This window comes from Halosegnis sp. (assembly GCF_042216475.1).
Taxonomy (GTDB): domain Archaea; phylum Halobacteriota; class Halobacteria; order Halobacteriales; family Haloarculaceae; genus Halosegnis.
In genome coordinates, this window is the sequence record NZ_JBDGTV010000019.1 from 1 (window position 1) to 20,512 (window position 20,512).

The following is a 20,512-nucleotide window of genomic DNA, read 5'->3' on the forward strand; positions in this document are numbered from 1 at the left end:
AGATTTGAACTCGGGTTGTGACCATGGCAAGGTCACGTGATACCACTACACTACCGGTGCGCCTGCATCAATCGAGAGTGTGCTGGCAAGTAAAAGGCTTCCGAATCGTCGAATCTCGGTGCCGTCCACGGGATACGAACCGGCCGCCCATGGTAACCGGAAACAGGGGTGAGACCCCTGTGAAACCGCCGCAGACCGGCGTTGGAATCGCGCCACTTTTATGTGCGGGTTCGGTTAGCCACGTTACAGTCTAGTGAGCGGACACGGAAGCGACACGGCATGACACGCAGCGTACTCGTGCCGTCGTCCCTGACCCGGGAAGCCGAGGACAAACGCGAGGCGACTCGCAAGCTCGGTTACGTCGCACGCGCGGCGGTTGTGTTCCGGGTGGACCGGCTCGTCGTCTTCCCCGACGGGGAAGGCGAGACGGGCCGGTTCGACGGCGGGTTCGTCGATACCGTACTACGGTACGCGGCCACGCCCCCATACCTCCGAAAAGAGGTCTGGGGGAGGCGTGACGAACTGGAGTTCGCCGGCGTCCTGCCGCCGCTCCGCGTCGCCTCACGGACCGGCTCCGGATCGGACGATTCGGGGTCGTTAAGACAGGGAATCGTGACCGAGGTCGGAGCTGACGACCGCGTTCGGGTCAATTGCGGACTGCAACACCCGGTCTCGCTCCCGGTGCCGCCTGAACTGGCGGTGCCGTCGGAGGGAGAGCGCGTCTCAGTCAGGGTTGCTTCGCGAGAACCGGTCCGCGCACGGCTCACCGACGACCCCGTCCCGGGGTATCAGGTGGTCCGCGAGGACGTTCAGACGGCACTCTCCCGGCCCGATGCTGGCATCCGGATTGCCGCGTCGCGCCACGGAGAGCCGCTCGCCGCGAGCCGACTTGACTCACTCGTCGAGTCCGTTCGCGAGAGCGCCACCATCGCCTTCGGCGCCCCCGAGCGGGGATTGCCGACGGTGTTCGGTGTTTCGCCGGGCAAAGCAATCGACGCGTCAGCCACCGAGGCTGGCGCTGGCGATGAGAACGACGACGGAACCGAACCGCACGCGCGGTTCGACCTCTGGCTCAACACGGTTCCGAATCAAGGCAGCGAGGTGGTGCGAACGGAGGAGGCGATGTTCGCCACGCTCGCTGCACTCACACTGGAGTGAGACCAGAATGCCACAACCAAGCAGACCACGAAAAGGCTCGATGGGCTTCGGCCCCCGCGTCCGCGCGGCCAGCGAGGTCCCGCGGTTCAACAGTTGGCCGTCTGACGATGGCCAGCCAGGGCTTCAGGGCTTTGCCGGCTACAAGGCCGGGATGACCCACGTCGTCGCCATCAACGACGAACCCGACTCCCCCCGCGAGGGAATGGAGGAGACGGTGCCCGTCACGGTGGTCGAGACGCCGCCAATGCGCGCCGCGGCCCTTCGAGTCTACGAGGAGACAGCCTACGGGCTTCGCCCGCTGACCGAGACGTGGAGCGACGACCTCCACGACGACCTGGGTCGCGCGGTCGACACGCCCGAAACGAATAGCACGGACGCCGACGCTGTGCACGACGCGCTCGACGAGGGTCGAGTCGCGGACGTGCGCGTGGTCACCCACACAGTGCCGGGTGAACTGTCGAGCGTCCCGAAGACAAAGCCCGATGTGATGGAAACCCGCATCGGCGGCGGCTCCGTAGCCGACCGCGTCGAATTCGGTCTCGACCTCATCGACGAGGCGGAACACCGCGTCCAAGATGTGTTCCGTGCCGGTGAGTATGCTGACGTCGCGGGCATCACGAAGGGGAAGGGTACCCAAGGGCCTGTCAAGCGGTGGGGCGTCCAGAAGCGGAAGGGGAAACACGCCCGCCAGGGGTGGCGCCGACGCATCGGCAACCTCGGGCCGTGGAATCCCTCTCGCGTCCGATCGACCGTGCCCCAGCAGGGCCAGACTGGCTACCATCAGCGTACAGAGCTGAACAAGCGAGTCATGGCTCTGGGTGACGAGGCGGTGACACCCGACGGCGGCTTCGTCAACTACGGCGAGGTCGACGGCGAGTACGCGCTCGTCAAAGGATCGCTCCCAGGCCCGGAGCAACGCCTGCTCCGGCTGCGGCCAGCGGTCCGTCCGGGTGACCAGCCGCGTCTCGACCCCGAGGTGCGGTTCGTCTCCACAGCGTCCAACCAAGGATGATGAACGCTACAGTACGAGAGCTCGACGGTTCGGAGGCCGACGAGGTTGAGCTGCCGGCCGTGTTCGACACGGTCCACCGGCCTGACCTCATCGAGCGTGCCGTCCGCGCCGCGCGAGCCAACCGACGACAGGACTACGGGACCGACGAGTTCGCCGGTCTCCGCACACCCGCCGAGTCGCCGGGCTCGGGCCGCGGTATGGCCCACGTCCCCCGTCAAGAGGGACAAGCCCGCCGGGTGCCGCAGGCTGTCAAAGGCCGCGCGGCCCACCCGCCGAAGGCGGAGAAGGACCGCTCGCTCGACATCAACACGAAGGAGCGGAAGTTGGCCGTCCGCTCGGCCATCGCTGCCACCGCGGATGCTGAGATTGTCCGCGAGCGTGGCCACGCGTTCGACGACGCCCTCGAGTTGCCGCTCGTGGTGAGCGACGAGTTCGAGGACCTGGTGAAGACCAAGGAAGTCGTCTCGTTCCTCGAGGCCGTCGGCATCCACGCCGACATCGAGCGGGCAGACGAGGGGAAGACGGTGCGTGCGGGCCGTGGCACGAGCCGCGGTCGCAAGCACACCGAACCCGCCTCGATTCTGTTCGTGACCAGCGAAGAGCCGTCCAAGGCCGCCCGCAATCTAGCGGGCGCGGACGTCGCCACCGCGGCGAACGTCTCGGCGGAAGATCTCGCACCTGGGACTCACCCTGGTCGGCTGACAGTGTGGACGGAGTCGGCACTCGCGGAGGTGGCCGACCGATGACGCTGCACCACCCGCTGGTGACTGAGAAGGCGATGAACGACATGGACTTCGACAACAAGCTCCAGTTCATCGTCGACTCCAGTGCGTCGAAGCCAGAGGTCACCGCGGCCATCGAAGAGCGGTTCGAGGTGACGGTGACGAACGTGAACACACAAGTTACGACTGACGGGACGAAGAAGGCCGTCGTCACCCTCTCGGAGGAGGACGACGCCCAAGACGTCGCGTCACGCATCGGGGTGTTCTAAGATGGGACGACGAATCCAGGGACAACGACGCGGCCGCGGCACGCCCACATTCCGGGCGCCGTCGCACCGTTATAAGGCCGATCTGTCGCACCGGAAGGTCGAAGAGGGCGATGTCGTCTCCGGGACGGTCGTGGACATCGAACACGACCCGGCACGGAGCGCACCGGTCGCCGCCATCGAGTTTGACGACGGGGACCAGCGGCTCGTCCTCGCGCCAGAAGGCGTCGGCGTCGGCGACACCATCCAGGTGGGCGTCTCCGCTGAGATTGCGGTCGGGAACACGCTCCCACTCGCGGAGATTCCGGAGGGCGTGCCCGTCTGTAATGTGGAACGTCAGCCCGGCGACGGCGGGAAGTTTGCCCGCGCGTCGGGTGTCAACGCGACGCTGATGACCCACGACCGGAACGCGGCGGTCGTCCAACTTCCCTCTGGGGAGGTACGACGACTTAGCCCAGAAGCCCGGGCGACCATCGGTACAGTTGCCGGCGGCGGTCGGACGGAGAAGCCGTTCGTCAAGGCCGGCAACAAACACCACAAGATGCGCGCGCGCGGCACCAAGTGGCCAAACGTGCGCGGGGTCGCGATGAACGCTGTCGACCACCCGTTCGGTGGCGGTGGCCGACAGCACCCCGGCAAGCCGAAGTCCATCTCGCGGGACGCCCCGCCGGGACGGAAGGTCGGCGACATCGCCTCGCGCTCGACCGGGCGCGGGGGCAAAGGAGGCAACAATGAGTAGCGAATACCAGACCGGCCGCGAGGGCGAGTTTACCTACCGCGGCCACACGCTTGAGGAGCTCCACGAGATGGAGCTCGAGGAGGTAGCCGAACTGCTCCCCGCACGCCAGCGGCGAAGTATCATGCGCGGCCTGACCGACGAACAGGAGAAGCTGCTCGAGACGGCCAGAGAACGCGGCGAAGAGGAGACCGCCAACGACCCCATCCGAACCCACCTGCGGGACATGCCGGTGGTGCCGGCGTTCATCGGACTCACCTTCGCCGTCTACGACGGCCACGAGTTCGAGCGGGTCCGCGTCGAGCCGGAGATGCTCGGCCACTACCTGGGCGAATTCGTGCTCACGCGGACATCTGTCGAACACGGGCAGGCCGGCATCGGGGCGACCCGGTCCTCGAAGTTCGTCCCTCTCAAATAATGGGAATCAGCTACAGTATCGACGCCGACCCGGACGAGACGGCGAAAGCCATGCTTCGGGAGCGTCACATGAGCCACAAGCACAGCAAGGCCATCGCGCGAGAGCTGAAAGGCCGGACAGTCGGCGACGCCCGCGCGTATCTCAACGCGGTCATCGATGGCGAGCGGTCGGTACCGTTTAAGTCCCACAACTCGGGCGTCGGCCACCGCTCAGACATCGACGGCTGGGACGCCGGCCGCTACCCAGAGAAGGCCAGCGAGGCATTCCTCGACCTCCTCGAGAACGTCGAGGCAAACGCTGATCATCAAGGCTTCGACGGCGAGACGATGGAGATTGCCCACGTCGCCGCCCACAAAGTCGGCGAGTCCGAGGGACGCAAGCCCCGCGCGATGGGCCGCGCCTCCGCGTGGAACACGCCGGAGGTCGATGTCGAGATTGTCGTCTCCGAGCCGGAGGTGGCCGACTGATGGCTGACGAACAGCAGTTCATCGACGACGGGCTCCGTCGGACTCAGATCGACGAGTTCTTCGCCGACGAACTGGCGCGGGCCGGCTACGGCGGTATGGAGCTGGCCCAGACACCCATGGGGACCCAGATTGTCCTCAAGGCCGAGAAGCCTGGGATGGTCATCGGCAAGGGTGGGAAGAACATCCGCAAGCTCACGACGGCCATCGAAGAGAAGTTCGATCTGGACGACCCGCAGATCGACGTCCAAGAGGTCGATGAGCCGGACCTGAACGCCCAAATTGTTGCCGACAGGTTGGCCAACGCGCTCGAGCGCGGCTGGTACTTCCGGAAGGCGGGTCACACAACCATCGACCGCATTATGGATGCAGGCGCGCTCGGTGCCGAAATCATCCTCTCGGGGAAGGTCACTGGAGCTCGAAGCCGCGTCGAGAAGTTCAACCGCGGCTATGTGAAGCACAACGGTGAGCCCGCTGAGGAGATTGTCGACCACGGCGTCGGCACGGCCGTGATGAAGCTCGGTACCATCGGGGTACAGGTGAAGATCATCCCGCCGAACGCCCAACTGCCCGACGACTTCCGCATCCGTGAGGACGCCGATGTCGAGGCGTTCATCGAGGAGACCGACGAAGGTGTCGACGAACTGCTCGCGGAGGCCGAGGAGGCCATCGAGGGCGATGTCGAGACCGACGAGGATGTCGAGGGCGTCGAGTTCGACGAGGAGCCAGATGTCGATATCGACCTCCCCGAGGAGGAACTCGCGGAAGACATCGAGACTGCCGAGGAGGCCGACGAGCCTGCCGAGGGTGAGCCGGATGTCGACGCAGAACTCGACGAGATAGAGGCAGAGGTCGAGTCACTCGACGAGGAGACCGAGGCGGAAGCCGAGGAGTTGCTCGACGAGATGGACGACGAGGCCGACAGCGAGGAGGGTGCCTGAGATGGCGATCCTGCACGTTGAGGAGATTCGCGACATGACGCCCGCCGAGCGGGAGGCGGAGCTCGAAGAGTTAGAGACAGAGTTGCTGAACGCGAAGGCCGTCCAGGCGGCCGGCGGCGCGCCGGAGAATCCGGGGCGCACGAAGGAGCTGCGCCGCACCATCGCGCGGATCAAGACGATCCAGCGTGAGGAAGGCGACTTCGCAGACACCGACGAGGCGTAAGCACAGATGAACCCCACAACCCTGCCACGACACGAACTGGTCGGCCTCCACGCGACGGTGGTCGACTCGCCGAATGCCGACCTCGTCGGCGTCGGTGGTCGGGTCGTCGACGAGACGACTGCGACACTGCTCGTGGCGGGCGCATCGGGGACCAAACAGGTCCCGAAGGCGGCGGCGACGCTCCGCTTCCAACTCGACGACGGCACGCGTGTCGACGTCGACGGCGAGCGGCTCGTCGCCCGCCCGGCCCGACGGACTGAGACGACGACACCAAACCAATGGCGATAGGACTGAACGTACCGGAACCGGAGGAGACCTGCTCGGACCCCAACTGTCCGTTCCACGGCACGCTGAGCGTGCGCGGACAGACGGTCGAGGGTGAGGTCGCCTCCACTGACATGGAGAAGACCGTCGTCGTCGAGCGAGAGTATGACGTTAGAGTGCCGAAGTACGACCGTTACATGAAACGACGGTCGCGCATCTCGGCACACCATCCTGACTGTCTCGAACTCTCGGTCGGCGACACGGTTCGTATCGCAGAGACACGACCGCTCTCGAAGACCAAATCCCACGTCGTCGTGGAACGCGTGGCCACGGAGGCCACGGAGGCCGCGACGACCGGAGGTGACGACTGATGGAGGCGCTCAACGCCGACGTGACCCAGGGGCTTGAGAAGGGCTCGCTGCTCACGTGTGCGGACAACACGGGCGCTCGCCAGCTGAAAGTCACCTCTGTCTCGGGCTACTCAGGGGCGAAGAACCGACACCCCAAGGCCGGGCTCGGTGACAAGATCACCGTCTCGGTGACGAAGGGGACCCCCGAGATGCGGCGGCAGGTGCTTGAGGCCGTCATTATCCGCCAGCGGAAACCCATCCGCCGGCCGGACGGGACGCGCCTGAAGTTCGAAGACAACGCCGCCGTGGTCATCGACGAGAATGAGGACCCCCGCGGGACCGAACTTAAGGGTCCCATTGCGCGGGAGGTCGCCGAGCGGTTCGGCTCAATCGCAAGCACCGCGACGATGATAGTATGACACGACAACCGGACAAACAGCGAGCGAGGAAGCGCCGTGCCCCGCTTCACGAGAAGCAACGGCAGGTCCGTGCCCACCTTTCGGAGTCGCTCCGCGAGGAGTACGGCCAGCGATCCGTCCGCGTCAACGAGGGCGATACCGTCGAGGTGCAGCGTGGCGACTTTGCCGGCGAGAAAGCCGACGTGGTGAACGTCGACCTTCGAGATGCTGTCGTCCACGTCGAGGACGTCACCCTCGAGAAGGCCGACGGCGAGGAAGTGCCACGGCCGCTCGACGCGTCGAATCTCGTGGTCACGGACCTCGCTCTCGACGACGAGAAGCGCGAGGCACGCCTGGAGGAAGATAACGAATGACGCGACATCAAAAGCGACTATCGGTACCGAACTCATGGCCGGTCGAGCGCAAAGAGCAGACGTTCACCGTGAAGGCCGACGCCGGTCCACACGGCGAGGCAGGGGTTCCCCTGCTCATCCTGCTCCGCGACGTGCTCGGCTATGTGGATTCGAAGAAAGAAGCCCGCTACGCGCTCGGGCAGGACTCTGTCCTCGTCAACGGGACAGCCGTTGGCGACGAGGAGCGGCCTATCGGAATGTTCGATATCCTGGCGTTCACCGAGCGCGAGGAGTACTACCGGGTCTTCCCCGACGAGGGTGGTCGGCTATCACTGACCCCCATCGATGCCGACGCCGCCGGCTCGCGGCTCGGCAAGGTTGTCGGGAAGCGGCAGGTGGCCGGCGGCGACACGCAGCTAACGCTCCACGACGGGGCGACGCTGCTGGTCGACGACGAGACCATCACCCGCAATGACTCCGTCGTCGTCTCGAACGACGACAAGTCCATTGTCGCCCACTTCCCCTACGAAGAGGGGGCGCTCGTCACGGCCGTCGCTGGTGAGCATGCCGGCGAGATCGGCACCGTCACCGAGATACAGGTGACCGCCGGCTCGTCGGCCAACAACGTCCTCGTTGACGCCGACGGTGACCGCCTCGAAACGGTCGAGGAGTATGTCGTCGTCATCGACGAGAACTTCACTGACGGCAGCGCCGGAGGTGACGACGAATGAGCTCCGAATCCGACGCAGGCTCGGAGTTCCACGAGATGCGTCGCCCTCGTGTCGAGAAGGTCGTCGTCCACATGGGCGTCGGCCGCGGTGGCCGTGAGCTGGCGGATGCCGAGGAGATCCTCGCAGAGATTGCCGGTCAGACGCCCGTGCGGACGACCGCGAAGCGGACTATTCAAGAGTTCAACATCCGCGAGGGCGACCCAATCGGTGCGAAGGTGACGCTGCGTGGCGAGCGCGCCCGCGAGTTCCTCGCGAAGTCGCTGCCGCTCGCCGACATCGATGTCGGCCAGTTCGACGAGACGGGGAATTTCTCGTTCGGCGTTGAGGAGCACACGGCGTTCCCGAGCCAGGAGTACGACCCCGAGATTGGCATCTACGGGTTGGATGTGACGGTGAACCTCGTCCGGCCAGGGTATCGGGTGCACAAGCGCGACAAGGCAAGCCGGCAGATTCCCGGCAGCCACCGACTCACGCCCGAGGACGCGGCCGCGTTCCTCGAGAGCGAGTTCGATATCGAGGTGAACGAATGAGCGAGAGCGATACGGAGACGAGCGAGGAGCAGACCCGGACCGGCCAGGCCCACGAGTGCCAGCGGTGCAGCCGCAAGCAGGGGCTCGTCGGCAAGTACGATATCTGGCTGTGCCGGCAGTGCTTCCGCGAAATCGCCCGAGACATGGGCTTCCAGAAGTATAGCTAACAATGGCGGACAACGACCCACTGGCCAGCGCGCTCTCCGGGCTCGATAACGCGGAGGGTGTGGGCCATCTGACACATACAGTACGACCCGCCTCGAACGAGATCGGCTCCGTGCTCGAAGTGCTCGCAGAACGCGGGTACATCGACACGTTCCAGTTCGTCGAAGACGGACGGGCCGGCGAGTTCGAGGTCGAACTGAGCGGCTCTATCAACGCCTGCGGCGCGGTGAAGCCCCGCTACTCGGCGGCGGCTGACGAGTACGAGAAGTGGGAGAAACGGTTCCTCCCCGCCCGTGACTACGGGACGCTCGTCGTCACCACCAGCCGCGGCGTGATGAGCCACTACGAGGCCCGCGAGGCGGGCGTCGGCGGACAGGTGATTGCGTATGTCTACTGAGACGACAGTCGACGTGCCTGAGGAGGTCACGGCGAGCATCGACCACCTCGACCTCACGGTCGAGGGGCCAGAAGGAAGTGTGACGCGCCGGCTCTGGTACCCGAACGTGACCGTCGCCGTGGAGGACGGTGCGGTCCACATCCGGGCGACCGAGACGGACGCGAAGACGAACGCGACCGTCGGCACCTTCGAGAGCCACGTGGAGAACATGCTCCACGGGGTAACAGAGGGCTGGGAGTACACGATGGAGGTGTTCTACTCCCACTTCCCAATGCAGGTGAACGTCGAGGACGAGGAGGTTGTCATCGAGAACTTCCTCGGAGAGAAGGCACCCCGACGGACACCCATCCACGGCGACACCGAGGTGCAGGTCGACGGCGAGGAAGTGACACTGTCCGGACCGAGCATCGAGGACGTCGGACAGACCGCCGCCGACATCGAACAGTTGACCCGCGTCTCCGGGAAGGATACCCGCGTTTTCCAGGACGGCGTCTACATCACGAACAAGCCGAACCGAGGTGACGTCTGATGGCCGACGACAAGGACGGACGAGAACAGAAAGGCGAGAAACAAGCCGAACAGGACGCCCAAGAGGAGATGGATCGGGAGGCCGAGATGGCCGCGGATCCGGACGCCGAGCCCGAACCGGCCGAAGAGGCCGACGAAGAGTCCGAGGCTGACGAGGAGATGTCTCTGACGGATATCTCCGGTGTCGGCAACGCGAAGGCGGCGGCTCTCGAGGGCGCTGGCTTCGAGTCTGTCGATGATGTCCGGCGGGCCGACCAGTCTGATCTCTCGGAGGTCGACGGTATCGGTAACGCGCTGGCAGCCCGTATCAAGGCCGATGTCGGTGGTCTCGAGGTTGAAGAGGAGACCGAGGCAGCCGTCGAGGAAGAGGAGCCAGCCGAGGAGACCGAGGACGTCGAGACAGAGCTGCGGCCCCGCGGCCACGCGGACAAGACCCCGACGCTGGACGACGAGACCGAACGACTCCTCGCCGTGCGCTCACGGGTTGACACGCCGCAGTTCAACCGTCAAGACTACCACAAAAAGAAGCGGACGCCGAGCTCATGGCGCCGTCCCCGCGGTGGCCTCTCCAAGCAGCGAAAGGGCGTCAAGGGGAAAGGCGACAAGGTTGAGGCCGGCTTCCGGACGCCAGAACCGGTTCGCGGGCTTCACCCCTCGGGCTTCGAGGAGGTGCACGTGCACAACACCGACGATCTCGAGGGCGTCGACGGAGATCGGCAGGCAGTCCGTATCGGGTCGACGGTCGGTGCGCGCAAGCGCGAGGCCATCGAAGAGGTCGCCGAGGAGCGGGGCATCCGCGTCCTCAACCCCACGTACGTGGAGGTGGAGGTGACCAAAGATGAGTGACCTGACCGCACAGCGACGGCTCGCCGCGGATATCCTCGATGTTGGGAAGTCGCGCGTCTGGCTCGATCCCGACCGTCACGAGGACCTCGCAGACGCCATTACGCGTGAGGACGTGCGCGAACTCATCGACGAAGGTGCCATCCGCGCGAAGGATGCCGATGGCAACTCGCGGGGCCGTGCCCGTGAACGCGCCAAGAAGCGCGCCTACGGCCACGGGACGGGCGCCGGCTCCCGGAAGGGCAAGGCCGGTGGCCGGCAGGATGAAAAGGAAGAGTGGCAGTCGAAGATCCGCGCACAGCGGGCCACGCTCAAACAACTCCGCGACGAGGGCGAACTGGACGCCTCCGAGTACCGGTCATTGTACGACCAGGCCTCGGGCGGTGAGTTCGACTCCGTCGCGGATCTTGAACGCTACATCGAGAACAACTACTGACAATGGCAACCGGACCACGCTACAAAGTGCCGATGCGGCGCCGCCGCGAGGCACGCACGAACTACCATCAGCGGTTGCGCCTGTTGAAATCCGGGAAACCCCGGCTGGTCGCTCGCAAGAGCAACCAGCACACGAGGGCGCAGCTGGTGATTACGGGACCGAACGGCGACGAGACGGCAGCGAGCGCCACATCGAACGACCTCGCGGAGTACGGCTGGGAGGCGCCGACCGGCAACCTGCCGGCAGCGTACCTCACCGGTCTGCTCTGTGGACAGCGCGCCATCGAGGCGGGCTTCGAGAAGGCCGTGCTCGATATCGGCCTCAATACGGCGACGCCTGGCAACAAGGTGTTCGCCGTCCAGGAGGGAGCTATCGACGCCGGACTCGATATTCCCCACAGCGATGACGTGTTTGCTGAGTGGGACCGCACCCGCGGCGTCCACATCGCCGAGTACGCCGAACAGGAAGGTGGCCTCTACAGCGGCGAGTTCGACGCCGTTGAGCTGCCCGACCACTTCGACGAGATACGGGAGGAGCTACTATGAGCAATGGATGGGAGCCGCGCACGCGGCTCGGACGCAAGGTCGTAGAGGGCGAGATAACCGACATGCGGGCGGCACTCAACAGCGGGCTGCCGCTGAAAGAGCCCGAGATCGTCGACCAACTCCTGCCGGGGATGGACGACGAGGTGCTCGACATCAACATGGTCCAGCGGATGACCGACTCCGGCCGCCGGGTGAAGTTCCGGTGTGTCGTCGTCGTCGGCAACCGCGACGGCTTCGTCGGCTACGCCGAAGGCCGCGACGACCAGGTCGGCGGCGCCATCGAGAAAGCCATCGACATCGCCAAGCTCAACGTCATTGACGTTTCGCGTGGCTGCGGGTCGTGGGAGTGTGGCTGTGGCCGTTCGCACACGGTCGCGCTACGCACCACGGGGAAGGCTGGCTCTGTCGAGGTGGAGCTCCGGCCGGCTCCCCGTGGGCTCGGGCTGGCGGGCGGCGAGACCGTCCGGCACGTGCTCGAGCTGGCAGGCATCGAAGACATCTGGACCCGCTCGTCGGGCAACACCCGTACGACGGTCAACTTCGCGAAGGCTACATTCAACGCGCTGCGGGCGACCAGCGAGGCACGCGTCCCACAGCGCGCCTTCGAGAAGCGAGAGGTGATCGAGTGATGGAGGCCGTTGTCCAGCTGCGCGGCGAGGTAAACCAGAGCCAGAGCGTCCGTGACACGCTCTCGATGCTCAACCTCCACCGTGTCAACCACGCGACGTTCGTCCCCGAGACGGACTCGTACCGTGGAATGATCACGAAGGTGAACGACTGGGTGGCCCACGGGACGCCTAGCGAGGAGACGGTCGCGATGCTTATTGCCCGGCGGGGCGAGCCTGCGGAGGGTGAAGCGGATATCGACGACGACTGGGTCGACGAGCACACCGACTACGCGGATGTCGAGGCGCTGGCGGCAGCGGTCGTTGCCGAGGAGACCACTCTGCAGGAGCAGGGACTCTCGCCGACGCTGCGGCTCCACCCGCCGCGTGGCGGTCACGACGGCGTGAAACACCCCGCCAAGGAGGGCGGGTCTATCGGCAAGCAGCCGACTGAGAACATGGACGACCTCCTGGAGCGGATGCGATAATGACTTCCAAGAAACGCAGACAGCGCGGCTCGCGCACGCACGGTGGCGGCTCGCACAAGAAGCGGCGCGGCGCCGGCCACCGCGGCGGTCGTGGCCGGGCCGGCCGGAAGAAGCACGAAAAGAATCTCTACCCGCCTCGAAAGAAGCACGGCTTCAAGCGGCCTCAGAAGACCCAGCGGGATGTCGAGACAGTGAACGTCCGCGAACTGGACGAGGATATTGTCTTGCTCGCAGCCGACGGGATCGCCGAGGAGACCGACGATGGCTACGTCGTCGACGCACGGGATGTCGTCGAGGACGGCCACGAGGTCGACGCGGTGAAAGTGCTTGGTGGCGGGCAGTGTCACGCCAGCCTGACTGTGACCGCCGACGACTTCTCCGCCGAGGCGGCCGACGCCATCGAGGCTGCAGGCGGTGAGACGGTGTTGACAGAGCGGGGCGAGGAGCTGGCGGCCGAACGAGCCGAAGAAGATACGGACACAGAGGATAACGACGAGTAAGATGAGCTGGAAGGAGACCGCCGAACCGGTCCTCTCGCGGATGCCCGGCGTGACCCGGCCGGAGGGGCACGTCCCGTTCCGTCGGAAGCTCACTTGGACGGGCGGCGTCCTCGTGTTGTACTTCTTCCTGACGAATGTGTTCCTCTACGGCCTCCAGACGGGCGGCGGGAGCGACGCATTCGGTCAGTTCCGGTCCATCCTCGCGGGTGGACAGGGTACCATCCTGCAGCTGGGGATCGGCCCCATTGTCACCGCCTCGATCATCCTCCAGCTGCTTGGCGGCGCCGACCTGCTCGGACTTGACACGGAGAACGACCCCCGCGACCAAGTGCTCTACCAGGGACTTCAGAAACTACTGGTCGTCGTGATGGTGTGTCTGACCGGGCTGCCGATGGTGTTCGCTGGCGATTTCCTTCCGGCTAGTCCTCAGGTCGCACAGAGTCTGGGTATCGGGCTCGCGGGCGTCAAGTGGTTGATGTTCGCCCAGATATTCGTCGGCGGTATCCTCATCCTCTTCATGGACGAGGTCATCTCGAAGTGGGGCGTCGGAAGTGGTATTGGCCTGTTCATTATTGCCGGCATCAGCCAGCGGCTCATCGGTGGGCTGTTCGGCACGCCTGGGCTGACGAACCAGCCCGGCTTCTTTTACAGCTGGTACAGCATCATCGTCGGTGAGGCGTCGCTGGGACCGGTGCTCAGCGGCCAGGGGCTGCAGGCGCTGCTTATCGGTCCTGGTCAGCTGCTGTTCCTGTTCACGACGGTGTTCATCTTCGTTGTGGTTGTCTATGCGGAGTCGGTCCGCGTGGAGATTCCGCTGAGTCACGCCCGAGTGAAAGGCGCACGGGGACGGTTCCCAGTGAAACTCATCTACGCGTCGGTCCTCCCGATGATTCTGGTGCGCGCTCTCCAGACGAACATCCAGTTCCTCGGACGCATTCTCAACGCCCAGTGGGCAGGGATGCCCGAGTGGCTCGGCATCTACTCCAGCGGCCAGCCTGTCGGTGGACTGTTCTACTATCTGGCGCCCATATACAACTTCCAGGACTGGATGTGGTTCGCGGCGAACCCCGCCGGCGAGCCGTGGCAGATACTGATTCGCATCAGCGTCGACCTCACATTCATGGTGTTGGGCGGCGCCGTCTTCGCCATCTTCTGGGTGGAGACAACCGGGATGGGTCCGGAGTCGACCGCAAAGCAGATCCAGAACTCCGGGATGCAGATTCCCGGCTTCCGGCAGTCGCCTGGTGTCATCGAAAAGGTGCTCGAGCGGTACATCCCACAAGTGACCGTTATCGGCGGAGCTCTGGTCGGGGCACTCGCCGTGATGGCAAACATGCTCGGCACTATCGGTCAAGTATCAGGTACCGGCCTGCTGCTGACCGTCTCCATCACCTACAAGCTCTACGAGGAGATTGCCGAAGAGCAGATGATGGAGATGCACCCGATGATGCGCCAGATGTTCGGCGACTGACGCTCGGTCAGTACGCGATCTCCACGTCGATCGCTTCTACCTGCTCTTGATACCGGTTGCGGATAGTGACGACGGTCACGTCCGCGGTGTCAGCGACCGCCTGTTGGGTGAGCTTCGGACCGACAACCCTCGAGGCGGCGTACAGCGCAGCAGCTGCGTAGCCAGACGGCGACTTTCCCGAGTGGAGCCCGAGCGCGGTCGTTCGGTCGACAATATCGACAGCCTTCTGTTGAATCTCGTCGCGGACGTCCAGTTCGCTCGCAATCTGGGGGATGTACCGCTTCGGATCGACCGGTTCGAGTTCCAACTCCAGCTCCTGTGAGAGGTATCGGTAGGTGCGACCGATTTCACGGCGGTCGACCCGCGAAACGGCCGTCACGTCGTCGAGCGAGCGGGGTATCGACTCCCGACGACAGGCCGCGTGCAGAGCGGCGGTCGCAACCCCTTCGATGGAGCGACCGCGAATGAGGTCACGTTCCAGCGCGCGCCGGTAGATGACCGACGCTACCTCCCGCACCGACCGCGGGACACCGAGCGCCGAGGCCATGCGGTCAATCTCGCTCAACGCGAACTGGAGGTTCCGTTCACCGCTCTCTTGGGTCCGGATGCGCTCCTGCCAAGTTCGGAGCCGCTTCATCCGGCTTCGCTTCTCCTGTGAGATGGCGCGGCCAGCGGCGTCTTTATCCTGCCAGTCGATATCAGTCGTCAGCCCCTTGTCGTGCATCGTGCGGGTGGTAGGCGCCCCTACACGTGACTTCTGCTGCTGTTCGCGGTGGGTGAAGGCGCGCCACTCCGGCCCGCGGTCCAAATTGTCCTCTTCGATGATGAGACCGGTTTCCTCGTCTATCAGTTCGCCGTCGGCGGTCCGCACGACGTTCTCGGGGTCGATTTCCTCGATATCGGCGGTCTCTGCGTGCTGTTCGTCTCGCTGCCGTGAGATGCGGGTCATTGCATCCGGGTGGTTGCTGGGGGGGATCAGTTTGGTGTCGTCCGGGGCCCAGGGGTAGCGAGCCCCGTTCGTCCGGGAGACGCTGCGCCGGCAACCGGCGCTGGTTCGGTTCGCTCGCGGCGCTAACGTTTCTATGCATTTATATTTTTATCGCAAGGAGGTGAGTTCGCCGGTACCAGCCGGGGCCCGCCTGATAGTAACCGACTTAGGGGCGGGCACCGACCGACCGGCACATGCGAGGCCGGGACAGATGCGCGTAATTGTGGTTGGCGCCGGCGAAGTTGGCTCGAGCATCGCAGCGGACCTGTCTGCCGACCACGACGTAACCGTCGTGGACATCAACGCCGACCGGGTCGACCGGCTGAGCTACGAGGAGGACGTGCTCGCGGTTGCCGGCGACGGCAGCGATGTCGAGACGCTTGAGGCGGCGGGTATCGACGACGCAGACATGCTTATCGCCTCCACCGACGACGACCTGACCAATATTGTCACCTGCGGGACAGCGGGCGTCTTTCCGGACGTATTCACCATTGCGCGGGTGAAGCGGCCGCAGTACCTCCAGACCTGGGAGCGGGGTGAACGACCGTTCGGTGTCGATTTTATGGTGTGTACGGATCTGCTGGCTGCCGAGACCATCACCGAGGTTATTGGTCTACCCACCGCCCGCGACGTCGACACATTCGCAGACGGGCTCGTCCAGATGGCGGAGTTCGAACTTCCCGCCGAAAGTCCGGTCGTCGGTCAGACAGTCGCCGAGGCCGACCGGTTCGATTCACTCACCTTCGCCGCCATCATCCGGGAAGATGACATCGTCATCCCGCGGGGGAACACGACGCTGGAGGCCGGTGACGATCTCGTCGTTATCGGAAGCCCGGACTCGACGCAACAGTTTGCTACCGCCGTCGCGCCTGACCAGTCCGACGCCCGCGATGTCGTCATCGTGGGCGGCAGTGAGGTAGGCTACCAGACGGCTCGCCTGCTGGAGGCGCGCGACTTCTCGCCGCGGCTCGTCGAGCAGGATACCGAGCGGGCTCGGTGGCTCGCCGAGCAACTGCCTGCCACCACGGTGATGGAGAACGACGCGACCGACCGGGAATTCCTCGAGCGCGAGAACGTCGGGGCGGCGGATGTACTTATCGCGACGCTAGAGAACGACCAGCAGAATCTGCTCGCGTGTCTGCTCGCTGAACAGTTGGGCGTCGGCCGAACCGTAGCAGTTGTCGACACTGTCGAATTCGCGACCATCTTCGAAGCAGTCGGTATCGACGTGGCCGTCTCCCCCCGACAGGCGACGGCTGAAGAGATAACCCGGTTCACCCGTGGGCGGCGCGCCGAGAACGTCGCGCTCATTGAGGGAGACCGCGCGGAGGTACTGGAGTTCGAGGTGGATGCGGAAAGCGACGCCGTCAGCCGAAGCGTCCGCGAGCTTGCAGAGTCGCTCCCTGCGGGCGTCGTCTTCGGCGCTATCACGCGTGCGGGGGCGCTCATCACCCCTCGCGGAGACACGGTCATTGAGGCTGGCGATCACGTTGTTGTCTTCGCCGACGCCGAGGCTGCCGAGGCCGTCGCCGCGGCGCTCTGAGGCGAGCGTCGGCCAGATTTTAAAGGAGGCGACACGTATCAAGCTGTATGGGACTGCTCTCGCGGGCCACCTATGTCGTGCGCTCGAAGCTCAACGCGCTCATCTCGGATGCAGAGGACCCGGGCGAGCAGCTCGACTACTCCTACGAGCAGTTGCGTGATGAACTCCAGAGCGTCAAGCAGGGTATCGCGGATCTGACGACACAGAAGAAACGCCTGGAGGTCCAGAAGAGCCGGTTAGAGGAGAACGTGGAGAAGCACAACGAACAGGCCCGTGAGGCGGTCCGGCAGGACCGCGAAGACCTCGCGCGGCAGGCCCTCGAGAAAAAGAAAGAGAAGATGAGCCAGATCGAGGAACTCGAGGCACAAATCACAGACCTGCAGACAACGCAGGATGACCTCGTCGAGAAGAAAGACGAGCTCCAGCGGCGCATCGAGGAGTTCCGCACAGAAAAAGAGACAATGAAAGCTCGCTACGAGGCTGCGGAGGCGAGCACTCGGGTCTCAGAGGCGCTAACCGGCGCTGGCGAGGACGAGACCGCTCGCGCGATTGAGCAGGCTCGTGAGCAGACAGAGGAGATGGAGGCACGCGCCGAAGCGATGGACGAACTGGCGTCGACGGGCGCACTTGAGGACAAGCTCGACGACACAGACCCAATTGACCGTGAACTCGCGGCCGAACGAACCGATGCCGAGATTGAAGCGGAACTGGAGACGCTCCGCGAGCAGGAGCGGACCAGTGAACCAGCAGCCGACAGTGAGACTGAGGACGAGAGCACGACTGACAACGAGGCGGCTGAGGATATCGAGGCAGACCTCGAGGAACTCCGCGACGAGGAGTCAGGGTGACACGAGCGGGCTTTTTGTCCCGGGCTAGTCAACGCCGACTGTGACCGAGGCGAGCGAGCGACCCGCTGACCGACTCGGCGAGCGGGCCGACGAGTCCCGCTGGAAGCTGTGGCTACTGTTGCAGGCGGACCGTCGGCTCGTTGCCGGAGGACTGCTCGTCGGCGTATTTCTTGCCCTGCTCGCGGTCGGCACGCTCCTCCCTGGTGCGGGGCGAGCGATACGCACGGGTGACCCAATCGAAACTACATTTCAGGCGCTGTTAGCCGCGACTATCACTGGTGTCACCGTCGTGTTGACGCTCAATCAGCTGGTCCTGTCACAGGAGCTGGGGGCGGTCGGTGACCAGCGCGAGCGGATGGAGGCGGCGCTGGCGTTCCGGGAGGATGCCGCCGCCGCCATTGACGCGCCCGTCGCGCCCGCCCGGCCTGCCCAGTTTCTCCGCGCGTTCGTGGAAGTGGCCGCCGAGCGGGCCCGCAACCTGCAGGCGGCCGTCCCGGAGGAGGGGGCGCTGGCGACAGCCGTTGATCCGCTGGTTGATGGTCTCGCGACGAACGCCGACCGTGTCTCGGCGTCGCTCGATGGGGCGAAGTTTGGCGAGTTCGATGTTGTCGCGGCGGCGCTTGATTTCAATTACTCGTGGAAGGTGTTCGCGGCCCGCCGCATCGAGGCCCACCATGGTGACGAGCTCAATCCGGCGGCTGCCGAGGCGCTGACGGAGTTGCGTGATGTGCTCGAACTGTTCGGCCCTGCCCGCGAGCATTTCAAAACGCTCTACTTCCAGTGGGAACTTGTGGACCTCTCGCGAGCCGTCCTTGCGACGGCGCTGCCCGCACTAGTCGTTTCCGCGTGTATGCTAGGCTTCTTCGAGACGGCGGTGGTCGACACGACAGTTGCCGGCCTCAACGGAGTGGTACTCGCGTACGCCGCGGCAGTAACGGTCGTGCTCGCACCGTTCGCTATCCTGCTTGTGTACGTCGTGCGAATCGCCACGGTGACGAAGCGCACGCTCTCGGTCGGCCCGTTCATCCTCCGGGAGACTGACTGGGTGGACGAAGTGGAATGGGACCGTTGACCACGGCGTTTATTCCTCTACCCAGAGTAGACACAGGAATGAGCGACGAGCAGTCGACGCCCGGGTCGGCTTGGTCGCAGCCGACCGGCGAGACCACTGGGTCGTCGCCGACGGTGCTGCTCGCCGTCGCCCGCTCGCGAAATCGTGAACTCCTTGCTGCACATCTCGATACCGACCACGCGGTGGTAACACCCACCGACGGGTCACTCCCAGAGTTCGACTCCTGTCTGGTTGACGCCGCCGGCCTCGACCGATGGGCAGAGCCACTCGCCGACCGGCGCGAGGCGGCGACTGGGTTCCTGCCTATCGTGTTCGTCGGCGGCGACACCAGTGCTCTTGAAGACGGGCTCGTCGACGAGGTATTGCCGGTCCCAGTCAAGCGGAGCATCCTTGACGCGCGGCTGTCGAACCTGCTTGACCGTCGTCGAGGGTCGCTCGCGCTTGCGAGCGCAAGGAGACAGAACTGCGCGAGCAGCGCGCGCTCGCAGAGGGAATGCTTGACGCCGTCCCTGATGTGTTCTTCATTCTTGACGACCACGGCGAGTTCGTCCGGTGGAACGATCGGCTTGAGCCGGTGACGGGCCGTGATACGATGGCAATCGTCGAGTCAGGCACGCTGGAGCTAATTGACCCGCCAGCCCGCGAGCGGGTCAGCGCGGCTGTCCGACGGGTGCTGGTCGATGGCGAGACGCGCAGCGTTGAGGTGGGACTCGTCTCCCCGGATGATCCGACGCCGTACGAGCTGTCCATCGCCCCGCTGCGGACGCCCGATGGGGAGGTCGGCGGGGCCATCGGCATCGGTCGGGACGTTACGAACCGGCGCCGGCGCCGCCAGCTGGCCGCACAGAACGAGCGGCTCGAGCGATTCGCCTCCATCGTGAGCCATGACCTGCGTAACCCGCTTTCGGTCGCGGAGGGGTTCCTCGGTATCGAGCGGGAGACGCACGACTCGGAGAATCTCGGGCGGGTTGCGGCCGCACTCGGCCAGATGGACGCACTCGTCGAGGACCTGCTCGCGCTGGCCAGACAGGGGAAGGTGGTCGACGAGCCGGTGCCGGTCGATCTGCGGCGTGTCGCTATCGACGCCTGGGAGAGCGTCGACGCGTCCAACGGGACGTTCCACCCGCCCGAGCGGGTCCAGCTGCTCGCTGATGCCGACCGATTCCGAGAACTGTTCGAGAACCTCTACCGCAACAGTATCGAGCACGGCACTACCAGTATGAACGGCGCGTCACGCGTCGTGGTCACCGTAGAAGCGACCGAGGACGGCTTCCGCGTCTATGACGATGGGCCAGGATTGTCGTCCGAGGAGCGCGAGCAGGCCTTCGAGTACGGGTTCACGACCGCTGACCGCGGTACTGGTTTCGGGCTGGCTATCGTTGAGGAGATTGCCGAAGCCCATGGCTGGCAGGTGTCGATTGGCGAGGGGCCGACGGGCGGTGCCTGTCTAGTGGTGACGGGCGTCGAGCGGGCTTAGCAGTTTGTAGGCGCTAAGCCCCCGTCCTCAAGGAGCGAGC

General features: G+C 65.0%; 31 protein-coding genes. 30 read left to right on the forward strand and 1 reads right to left on the reverse strand.

Annotated elements, in window-relative coordinates; genetic code table 11:
* The first annotated feature begins 279 nt into the window (after nt 1-279).
* The 25 genes from ABEJ63_RS11290 to secY all read left to right on the forward strand — a co-directional run bounded on the left by ABEJ63_RS11290 (nt 280) and on the right by secY (nt 14,544).
* Complete coding sequence (locus ABEJ63_RS11290; RefSeq protein ID WP_375796477.1) at nt 280-1,158, forward strand: putative RNA uridine N3 methyltransferase; 879 nt, start codon at nt 280-282, stop codon at nt 1,156-1,158.
* Between the two features lie 7 nt (nt 1,159-1,165).
* Nucleotides 1,166-2,170 (forward strand): 50S ribosomal protein L3, encoded by a 1,005-nt coding sequence (locus ABEJ63_RS11295; RefSeq protein ID WP_375796478.1) that lies wholly within the window; start codon nt 1,166-1,168, stop codon nt 2,168-2,170.
* Nucleotides 2,170-2,916 carry a 50S ribosomal protein L4 gene (gene rpl4p / locus ABEJ63_RS11300; RefSeq protein WP_375796479.1) on the forward strand — a complete coding sequence of 249 codons (747 nt, stop codon included), beginning with the start codon at nt 2,170-2,172 and terminating at the stop codon, nt 2,914-2,916. The genes ABEJ63_RS11295 and rpl4p overlap by 1 nt, the downstream gene beginning before the upstream one ends.
* The gene (locus ABEJ63_RS11305) at nt 2,913-3,161 is read left to right on the forward strand and encodes a 50S ribosomal protein L23 (RefSeq protein WP_375796480.1); all 249 of its coding nucleotides are present in this window, start codon (nt 2,913-2,915) and stop codon (nt 3,159-3,161) included. The genes rpl4p and ABEJ63_RS11305 overlap by 4 nt, the downstream gene beginning before the upstream one ends.
* Before the next feature lies 1 nt (nt 3,162).
* Nucleotides 3,163-3,897: a 50S ribosomal protein L2 gene (locus tag ABEJ63_RS11310; protein ID WP_375796481.1), complete on the forward strand. Its 735-nt coding sequence runs from the start codon at nt 3,163-3,165 to the stop codon at nt 3,895-3,897.
* Entirely contained in the window at nt 3,890-4,312 is a 423-nt protein-coding gene (locus ABEJ63_RS11315; RefSeq protein WP_375796482.1) for a 30S ribosomal protein S19, read from the forward strand. The genes ABEJ63_RS11310 and ABEJ63_RS11315 overlap by 8 nt, the downstream gene beginning before the upstream one ends.
* Complete coding sequence (locus ABEJ63_RS11320) at nt 4,312-4,779, forward strand: 50S ribosomal protein L22 (RefSeq protein ID WP_375796483.1); 468 nt, start codon at nt 4,312-4,314, stop codon at nt 4,777-4,779. Before ABEJ63_RS11315 ends, ABEJ63_RS11320 begins: the two co-directional genes overlap by 1 nt.
* Entirely contained in the window at nt 4,779-5,717 is a 939-nt protein-coding gene (locus ABEJ63_RS11325) for a 30S ribosomal protein S3 (RefSeq protein ID WP_375796484.1), read from the forward strand. Before ABEJ63_RS11320 ends, ABEJ63_RS11325 begins: the two co-directional genes overlap by 1 nt.
* 1 nt (nt 5,718) lies before the next feature.
* A complete protein-coding gene (gene rpmC / locus ABEJ63_RS11330; RefSeq protein WP_375796485.1) occupies nt 5,719-5,940 on the forward strand; it encodes a 50S ribosomal protein L29 in 222 nt (73 codons plus the stop codon).
* A 6-nt stretch (nt 5,941-5,946) separates the two neighbouring features.
* Nucleotides 5,947-6,228: a ribonuclease P protein component 1 gene (locus ABEJ63_RS11335; protein ID WP_375796486.1), complete on the forward strand. Its 282-nt coding sequence runs from the start codon at nt 5,947-5,949 to the stop codon at nt 6,226-6,228.
* Nucleotides 6,219-6,575, forward strand: coding sequence for a 30S ribosomal protein S17 (locus ABEJ63_RS11340; RefSeq protein WP_375796487.1), 357 nt, complete (start codon nt 6,219-6,221; stop codon nt 6,573-6,575). The genes ABEJ63_RS11335 and ABEJ63_RS11340 overlap by 10 nt, the downstream gene beginning before the upstream one ends.
* Complete coding sequence (locus ABEJ63_RS11345) at nt 6,575-6,973, forward strand: 50S ribosomal protein L14 (RefSeq protein WP_375796488.1); 399 nt, start codon at nt 6,575-6,577, stop codon at nt 6,971-6,973. Before ABEJ63_RS11340 ends, ABEJ63_RS11345 begins: the two co-directional genes overlap by 1 nt.
* Nucleotides 6,970-7,326, forward strand: a complete 357-nt coding sequence (rplX, locus tag ABEJ63_RS11350) for a 50S ribosomal protein L24 (RefSeq protein WP_375796489.1) — start codon at nt 6,970-6,972, stop codon at nt 7,324-7,326. The genes ABEJ63_RS11345 and rplX overlap by 4 nt, the downstream gene beginning before the upstream one ends.
* On the forward strand, nt 7,323-8,036 hold the full coding sequence (locus ABEJ63_RS11355) for a 30S ribosomal protein S4e (RefSeq protein ID WP_375796490.1): 714 nt from the start codon (nt 7,323-7,325) through the stop codon (nt 8,034-8,036). Before rplX ends, ABEJ63_RS11355 begins: the two co-directional genes overlap by 4 nt.
* Complete coding sequence (locus ABEJ63_RS11360) at nt 8,033-8,566, forward strand: 50S ribosomal protein L5 (protein WP_375796491.1); 534 nt, start codon at nt 8,033-8,035, stop codon at nt 8,564-8,566. Before ABEJ63_RS11355 ends, ABEJ63_RS11360 begins: the two co-directional genes overlap by 4 nt.
* Nucleotides 8,563-8,733, forward strand: coding sequence for a 30S ribosomal protein S14 (locus ABEJ63_RS11365; RefSeq protein ID WP_375796492.1), 171 nt, complete (start codon nt 8,563-8,565; stop codon nt 8,731-8,733). Before ABEJ63_RS11360 ends, ABEJ63_RS11365 begins: the two co-directional genes overlap by 4 nt.
* Before the next feature lie 2 nt (nt 8,734-8,735).
* Nucleotides 8,736-9,128: a 30S ribosomal protein S8 gene (locus tag ABEJ63_RS11370; protein WP_375796493.1), complete on the forward strand. Its 393-nt coding sequence runs from the start codon at nt 8,736-8,738 to the stop codon at nt 9,126-9,128.
* Nucleotides 9,118-9,657, forward strand: a complete 540-nt coding sequence (locus ABEJ63_RS11375) for a 50S ribosomal protein L6 (RefSeq protein ID WP_375796494.1) — start codon at nt 9,118-9,120, stop codon at nt 9,655-9,657. Before ABEJ63_RS11370 ends, ABEJ63_RS11375 begins: the two co-directional genes overlap by 11 nt.
* Nucleotides 9,658-9,815: 158 nt before the next feature.
* Nucleotides 9,816-10,502: a 50S ribosomal protein L32e gene (locus ABEJ63_RS11380; protein ID WP_375796534.1), complete on the forward strand. Its 687-nt coding sequence runs from the start codon at nt 9,816-9,818 to the stop codon at nt 10,500-10,502.
* Nucleotides 10,495-10,935 (forward strand): 50S ribosomal protein L19e, encoded by a 441-nt coding sequence (locus ABEJ63_RS11385; protein ID WP_375796495.1) that lies wholly within the window; start codon nt 10,495-10,497, stop codon nt 10,933-10,935. The genes ABEJ63_RS11380 and ABEJ63_RS11385 overlap by 8 nt, the downstream gene beginning before the upstream one ends.
* 2 nt (nt 10,936-10,937) lie before the next feature.
* The gene (locus ABEJ63_RS11390) at nt 10,938-11,480 is read left to right on the forward strand and encodes a 50S ribosomal protein L18 (protein ID WP_375796496.1); all 543 of its coding nucleotides are present in this window, start codon (nt 10,938-10,940) and stop codon (nt 11,478-11,480) included.
* Nucleotides 11,477-12,109 carry a 30S ribosomal protein S5 gene (locus ABEJ63_RS11395; protein ID WP_375796497.1) on the forward strand — a complete coding sequence of 211 codons (633 nt, stop codon included), beginning with the start codon at nt 11,477-11,479 and terminating at the stop codon, nt 12,107-12,109. The genes ABEJ63_RS11390 and ABEJ63_RS11395 overlap by 4 nt, the downstream gene beginning before the upstream one ends.
* Entirely contained in the window at nt 12,109-12,573 is a 465-nt protein-coding gene (locus tag ABEJ63_RS11400) for a 50S ribosomal protein L30 (protein ID WP_375796498.1), read from the forward strand. The genes ABEJ63_RS11395 and ABEJ63_RS11400 overlap by 1 nt, the downstream gene beginning before the upstream one ends.
* A complete protein-coding gene (locus ABEJ63_RS11405; RefSeq protein ID WP_375796499.1) occupies nt 12,573-13,073 on the forward strand; it encodes an uL15m family ribosomal protein in 501 nt (166 codons plus the stop codon). The genes ABEJ63_RS11400 and ABEJ63_RS11405 overlap by 1 nt, the downstream gene beginning before the upstream one ends.
* A gap of 1 nt (nt 13,074) precedes the next feature.
* Complete coding sequence (secY, locus tag ABEJ63_RS11410; protein ID WP_375796500.1) at nt 13,075-14,544, forward strand: preprotein translocase subunit SecY; 1,470 nt, start codon at nt 13,075-13,077, stop codon at nt 14,542-14,544.
* Nucleotides 14,545-14,551: 7 nt separating this feature from the next.
* Here secY and ABEJ63_RS11415 read toward each other — a convergent pair whose 3' ends face one another.
* Nucleotides 14,552-15,493 carry a transcription initiation factor IIB family protein gene (locus ABEJ63_RS11415; protein ID WP_375796501.1) on the reverse strand — a complete coding sequence of 314 codons (942 nt, stop codon included), beginning with the start codon at nt 15,491-15,493 and terminating at the stop codon, nt 14,552-14,554.
* 250 nt (nt 15,494-15,743) lie between these two features.
* Between ABEJ63_RS11415 and trkA the strand changes: the two genes are divergently transcribed.
* From trkA to ABEJ63_RS11440, 5 genes are read left to right on the forward strand one after another with little or no spacing between them, the layout of a single operon-like run.
* A complete protein-coding gene (gene trkA, locus ABEJ63_RS11420; protein ID WP_375796502.1) occupies nt 15,744-17,075 on the forward strand; it encodes a Trk system potassium transporter TrkA in 1,332 nt (443 codons plus the stop codon).
* A gap of 47 nt (nt 17,076-17,122) precedes the next feature.
* On the forward strand, nt 17,123-17,923 hold the full coding sequence (locus tag ABEJ63_RS11425) for a PspA/IM30 family protein (RefSeq protein WP_375796503.1): 801 nt from the start codon (nt 17,123-17,125) through the stop codon (nt 17,921-17,923).
* Nucleotides 17,924-17,963: 40 nt separating this feature from the next.
* Complete coding sequence (locus ABEJ63_RS11430) at nt 17,964-18,995, forward strand: hypothetical protein (RefSeq protein ID WP_375796504.1); 1,032 nt, start codon at nt 17,964-17,966, stop codon at nt 18,993-18,995.
* Nucleotides 18,996-19,033: 38 nt separating this feature from the next.
* Nucleotides 19,034-19,573, forward strand: coding sequence for a hypothetical protein (locus ABEJ63_RS11435; RefSeq protein ID WP_375796505.1), 540 nt, complete (start codon nt 19,034-19,036; stop codon nt 19,571-19,573).
* Entirely contained in the window at nt 19,489-20,472 is a 984-nt protein-coding gene (locus tag ABEJ63_RS11440) for a sensor histidine kinase (protein ID WP_375796506.1), read from the forward strand. The genes ABEJ63_RS11435 and ABEJ63_RS11440 overlap by 85 nt, the downstream gene beginning before the upstream one ends.
* The last annotated feature ends 40 nt before the right edge of the window (nt 20,473-20,512 follow it).

Excerpts from the sequence above, each read along its gene's own strand:
- ABEJ63_RS11290 (WP_375796477.1), top strand. The coding sequence starts at position 280 with ATGACACGCAGCGTACTCGTGCCGTCGTCCCTGACCCGGGAAGCCGAG.
- ABEJ63_RS11295 (WP_375796478.1), top strand. The coding sequence starts at position 1,166 with ATGCCACAACCAAGCAGACCACGAAAAGGCTCGATGGGCTTCGGCCCC.
- rpl4p (WP_375796479.1), top strand. The coding sequence starts at position 2,170 with ATGAACGCTACAGTACGAGAGCTCGACGGTTCGGAGGCCGACGAGGTT.
- ABEJ63_RS11305 (WP_375796480.1), top strand. The coding sequence starts at position 2,913 with ATGACGCTGCACCACCCGCTGGTGACTGAGAAGGCGATGAACGACATG.
- ABEJ63_RS11310 (WP_375796481.1), top strand. The coding sequence starts at position 3,163 with ATGGGACGACGAATCCAGGGACAACGACGCGGCCGCGGCACGCCCACA.
- ABEJ63_RS11315 (WP_375796482.1), top strand. The coding sequence starts at position 3,890 with ATGAGTAGCGAATACCAGACCGGCCGCGAGGGCGAGTTTACCTACCGC.
- ABEJ63_RS11320 (WP_375796483.1), top strand. The coding sequence starts at position 4,312 with ATGGGAATCAGCTACAGTATCGACGCCGACCCGGACGAGACGGCGAAA.
- ABEJ63_RS11325 (WP_375796484.1), top strand. The coding sequence starts at position 4,779 with ATGGCTGACGAACAGCAGTTCATCGACGACGGGCTCCGTCGGACTCAG.
- rpmC (WP_375796485.1), top strand. The coding sequence starts at position 5,719 with ATGGCGATCCTGCACGTTGAGGAGATTCGCGACATGACGCCCGCCGAG.
- ABEJ63_RS11335 (WP_375796486.1), top strand. The coding sequence starts at position 5,947 with ATGAACCCCACAACCCTGCCACGACACGAACTGGTCGGCCTCCACGCG.
- ABEJ63_RS11340 (WP_375796487.1), top strand. The coding sequence starts at position 6,219 with ATGGCGATAGGACTGAACGTACCGGAACCGGAGGAGACCTGCTCGGAC.
- ABEJ63_RS11345 (WP_375796488.1), top strand. The coding sequence starts at position 6,575 with ATGGAGGCGCTCAACGCCGACGTGACCCAGGGGCTTGAGAAGGGCTCG.
- rplX (WP_375796489.1), top strand. The coding sequence starts at position 6,970 with ATGACACGACAACCGGACAAACAGCGAGCGAGGAAGCGCCGTGCCCCG.
- ABEJ63_RS11355 (WP_375796490.1), top strand. The coding sequence starts at position 7,323 with ATGACGCGACATCAAAAGCGACTATCGGTACCGAACTCATGGCCGGTC.
- ABEJ63_RS11360 (WP_375796491.1), top strand. The coding sequence starts at position 8,033 with ATGAGCTCCGAATCCGACGCAGGCTCGGAGTTCCACGAGATGCGTCGC.
- ABEJ63_RS11365 (WP_375796492.1), top strand. The coding sequence starts at position 8,563 with ATGAGCGAGAGCGATACGGAGACGAGCGAGGAGCAGACCCGGACCGGC.
- ABEJ63_RS11370 (WP_375796493.1), top strand. The coding sequence starts at position 8,736 with ATGGCGGACAACGACCCACTGGCCAGCGCGCTCTCCGGGCTCGATAAC.
- ABEJ63_RS11375 (WP_375796494.1), top strand. The coding sequence starts at position 9,118 with ATGTCTACTGAGACGACAGTCGACGTGCCTGAGGAGGTCACGGCGAGC.
- ABEJ63_RS11380 (WP_375796534.1), top strand. The coding sequence starts at position 9,816 with ATGTCTCTGACGGATATCTCCGGTGTCGGCAACGCGAAGGCGGCGGCT.
- ABEJ63_RS11385 (WP_375796495.1), top strand. The coding sequence starts at position 10,495 with ATGAGTGACCTGACCGCACAGCGACGGCTCGCCGCGGATATCCTCGAT.
- ABEJ63_RS11390 (WP_375796496.1), top strand. The coding sequence starts at position 10,938 with ATGGCAACCGGACCACGCTACAAAGTGCCGATGCGGCGCCGCCGCGAG.
- ABEJ63_RS11395 (WP_375796497.1), top strand. The coding sequence starts at position 11,477 with ATGAGCAATGGATGGGAGCCGCGCACGCGGCTCGGACGCAAGGTCGTA.
- ABEJ63_RS11400 (WP_375796498.1), top strand. The coding sequence starts at position 12,109 with ATGGAGGCCGTTGTCCAGCTGCGCGGCGAGGTAAACCAGAGCCAGAGC.
- ABEJ63_RS11405 (WP_375796499.1), top strand. The coding sequence starts at position 12,573 with ATGACTTCCAAGAAACGCAGACAGCGCGGCTCGCGCACGCACGGTGGC.
- secY (WP_375796500.1), top strand. The coding sequence starts at position 13,075 with ATGAGCTGGAAGGAGACCGCCGAACCGGTCCTCTCGCGGATGCCCGGC.
- ABEJ63_RS11415 (WP_375796501.1), bottom strand. The coding sequence starts at position 15,493 with ATGACCCGCATCTCACGGCAGCGAGACGAACAGCACGCAGAGACCGCC.
- trkA (WP_375796502.1), top strand. The coding sequence starts at position 15,744 with ATGCGCGTAATTGTGGTTGGCGCCGGCGAAGTTGGCTCGAGCATCGCA.
- ABEJ63_RS11425 (WP_375796503.1), top strand. The coding sequence starts at position 17,123 with ATGGGACTGCTCTCGCGGGCCACCTATGTCGTGCGCTCGAAGCTCAAC.
- ABEJ63_RS11435 (WP_375796505.1), top strand. The coding sequence starts at position 19,034 with ATGAGCGACGAGCAGTCGACGCCCGGGTCGGCTTGGTCGCAGCCGACC.
- ABEJ63_RS11440 (WP_375796506.1), top strand. The coding sequence starts at position 19,489 with ATGCTTGACGCCGTCCCTGATGTGTTCTTCATTCTTGACGACCACGGC.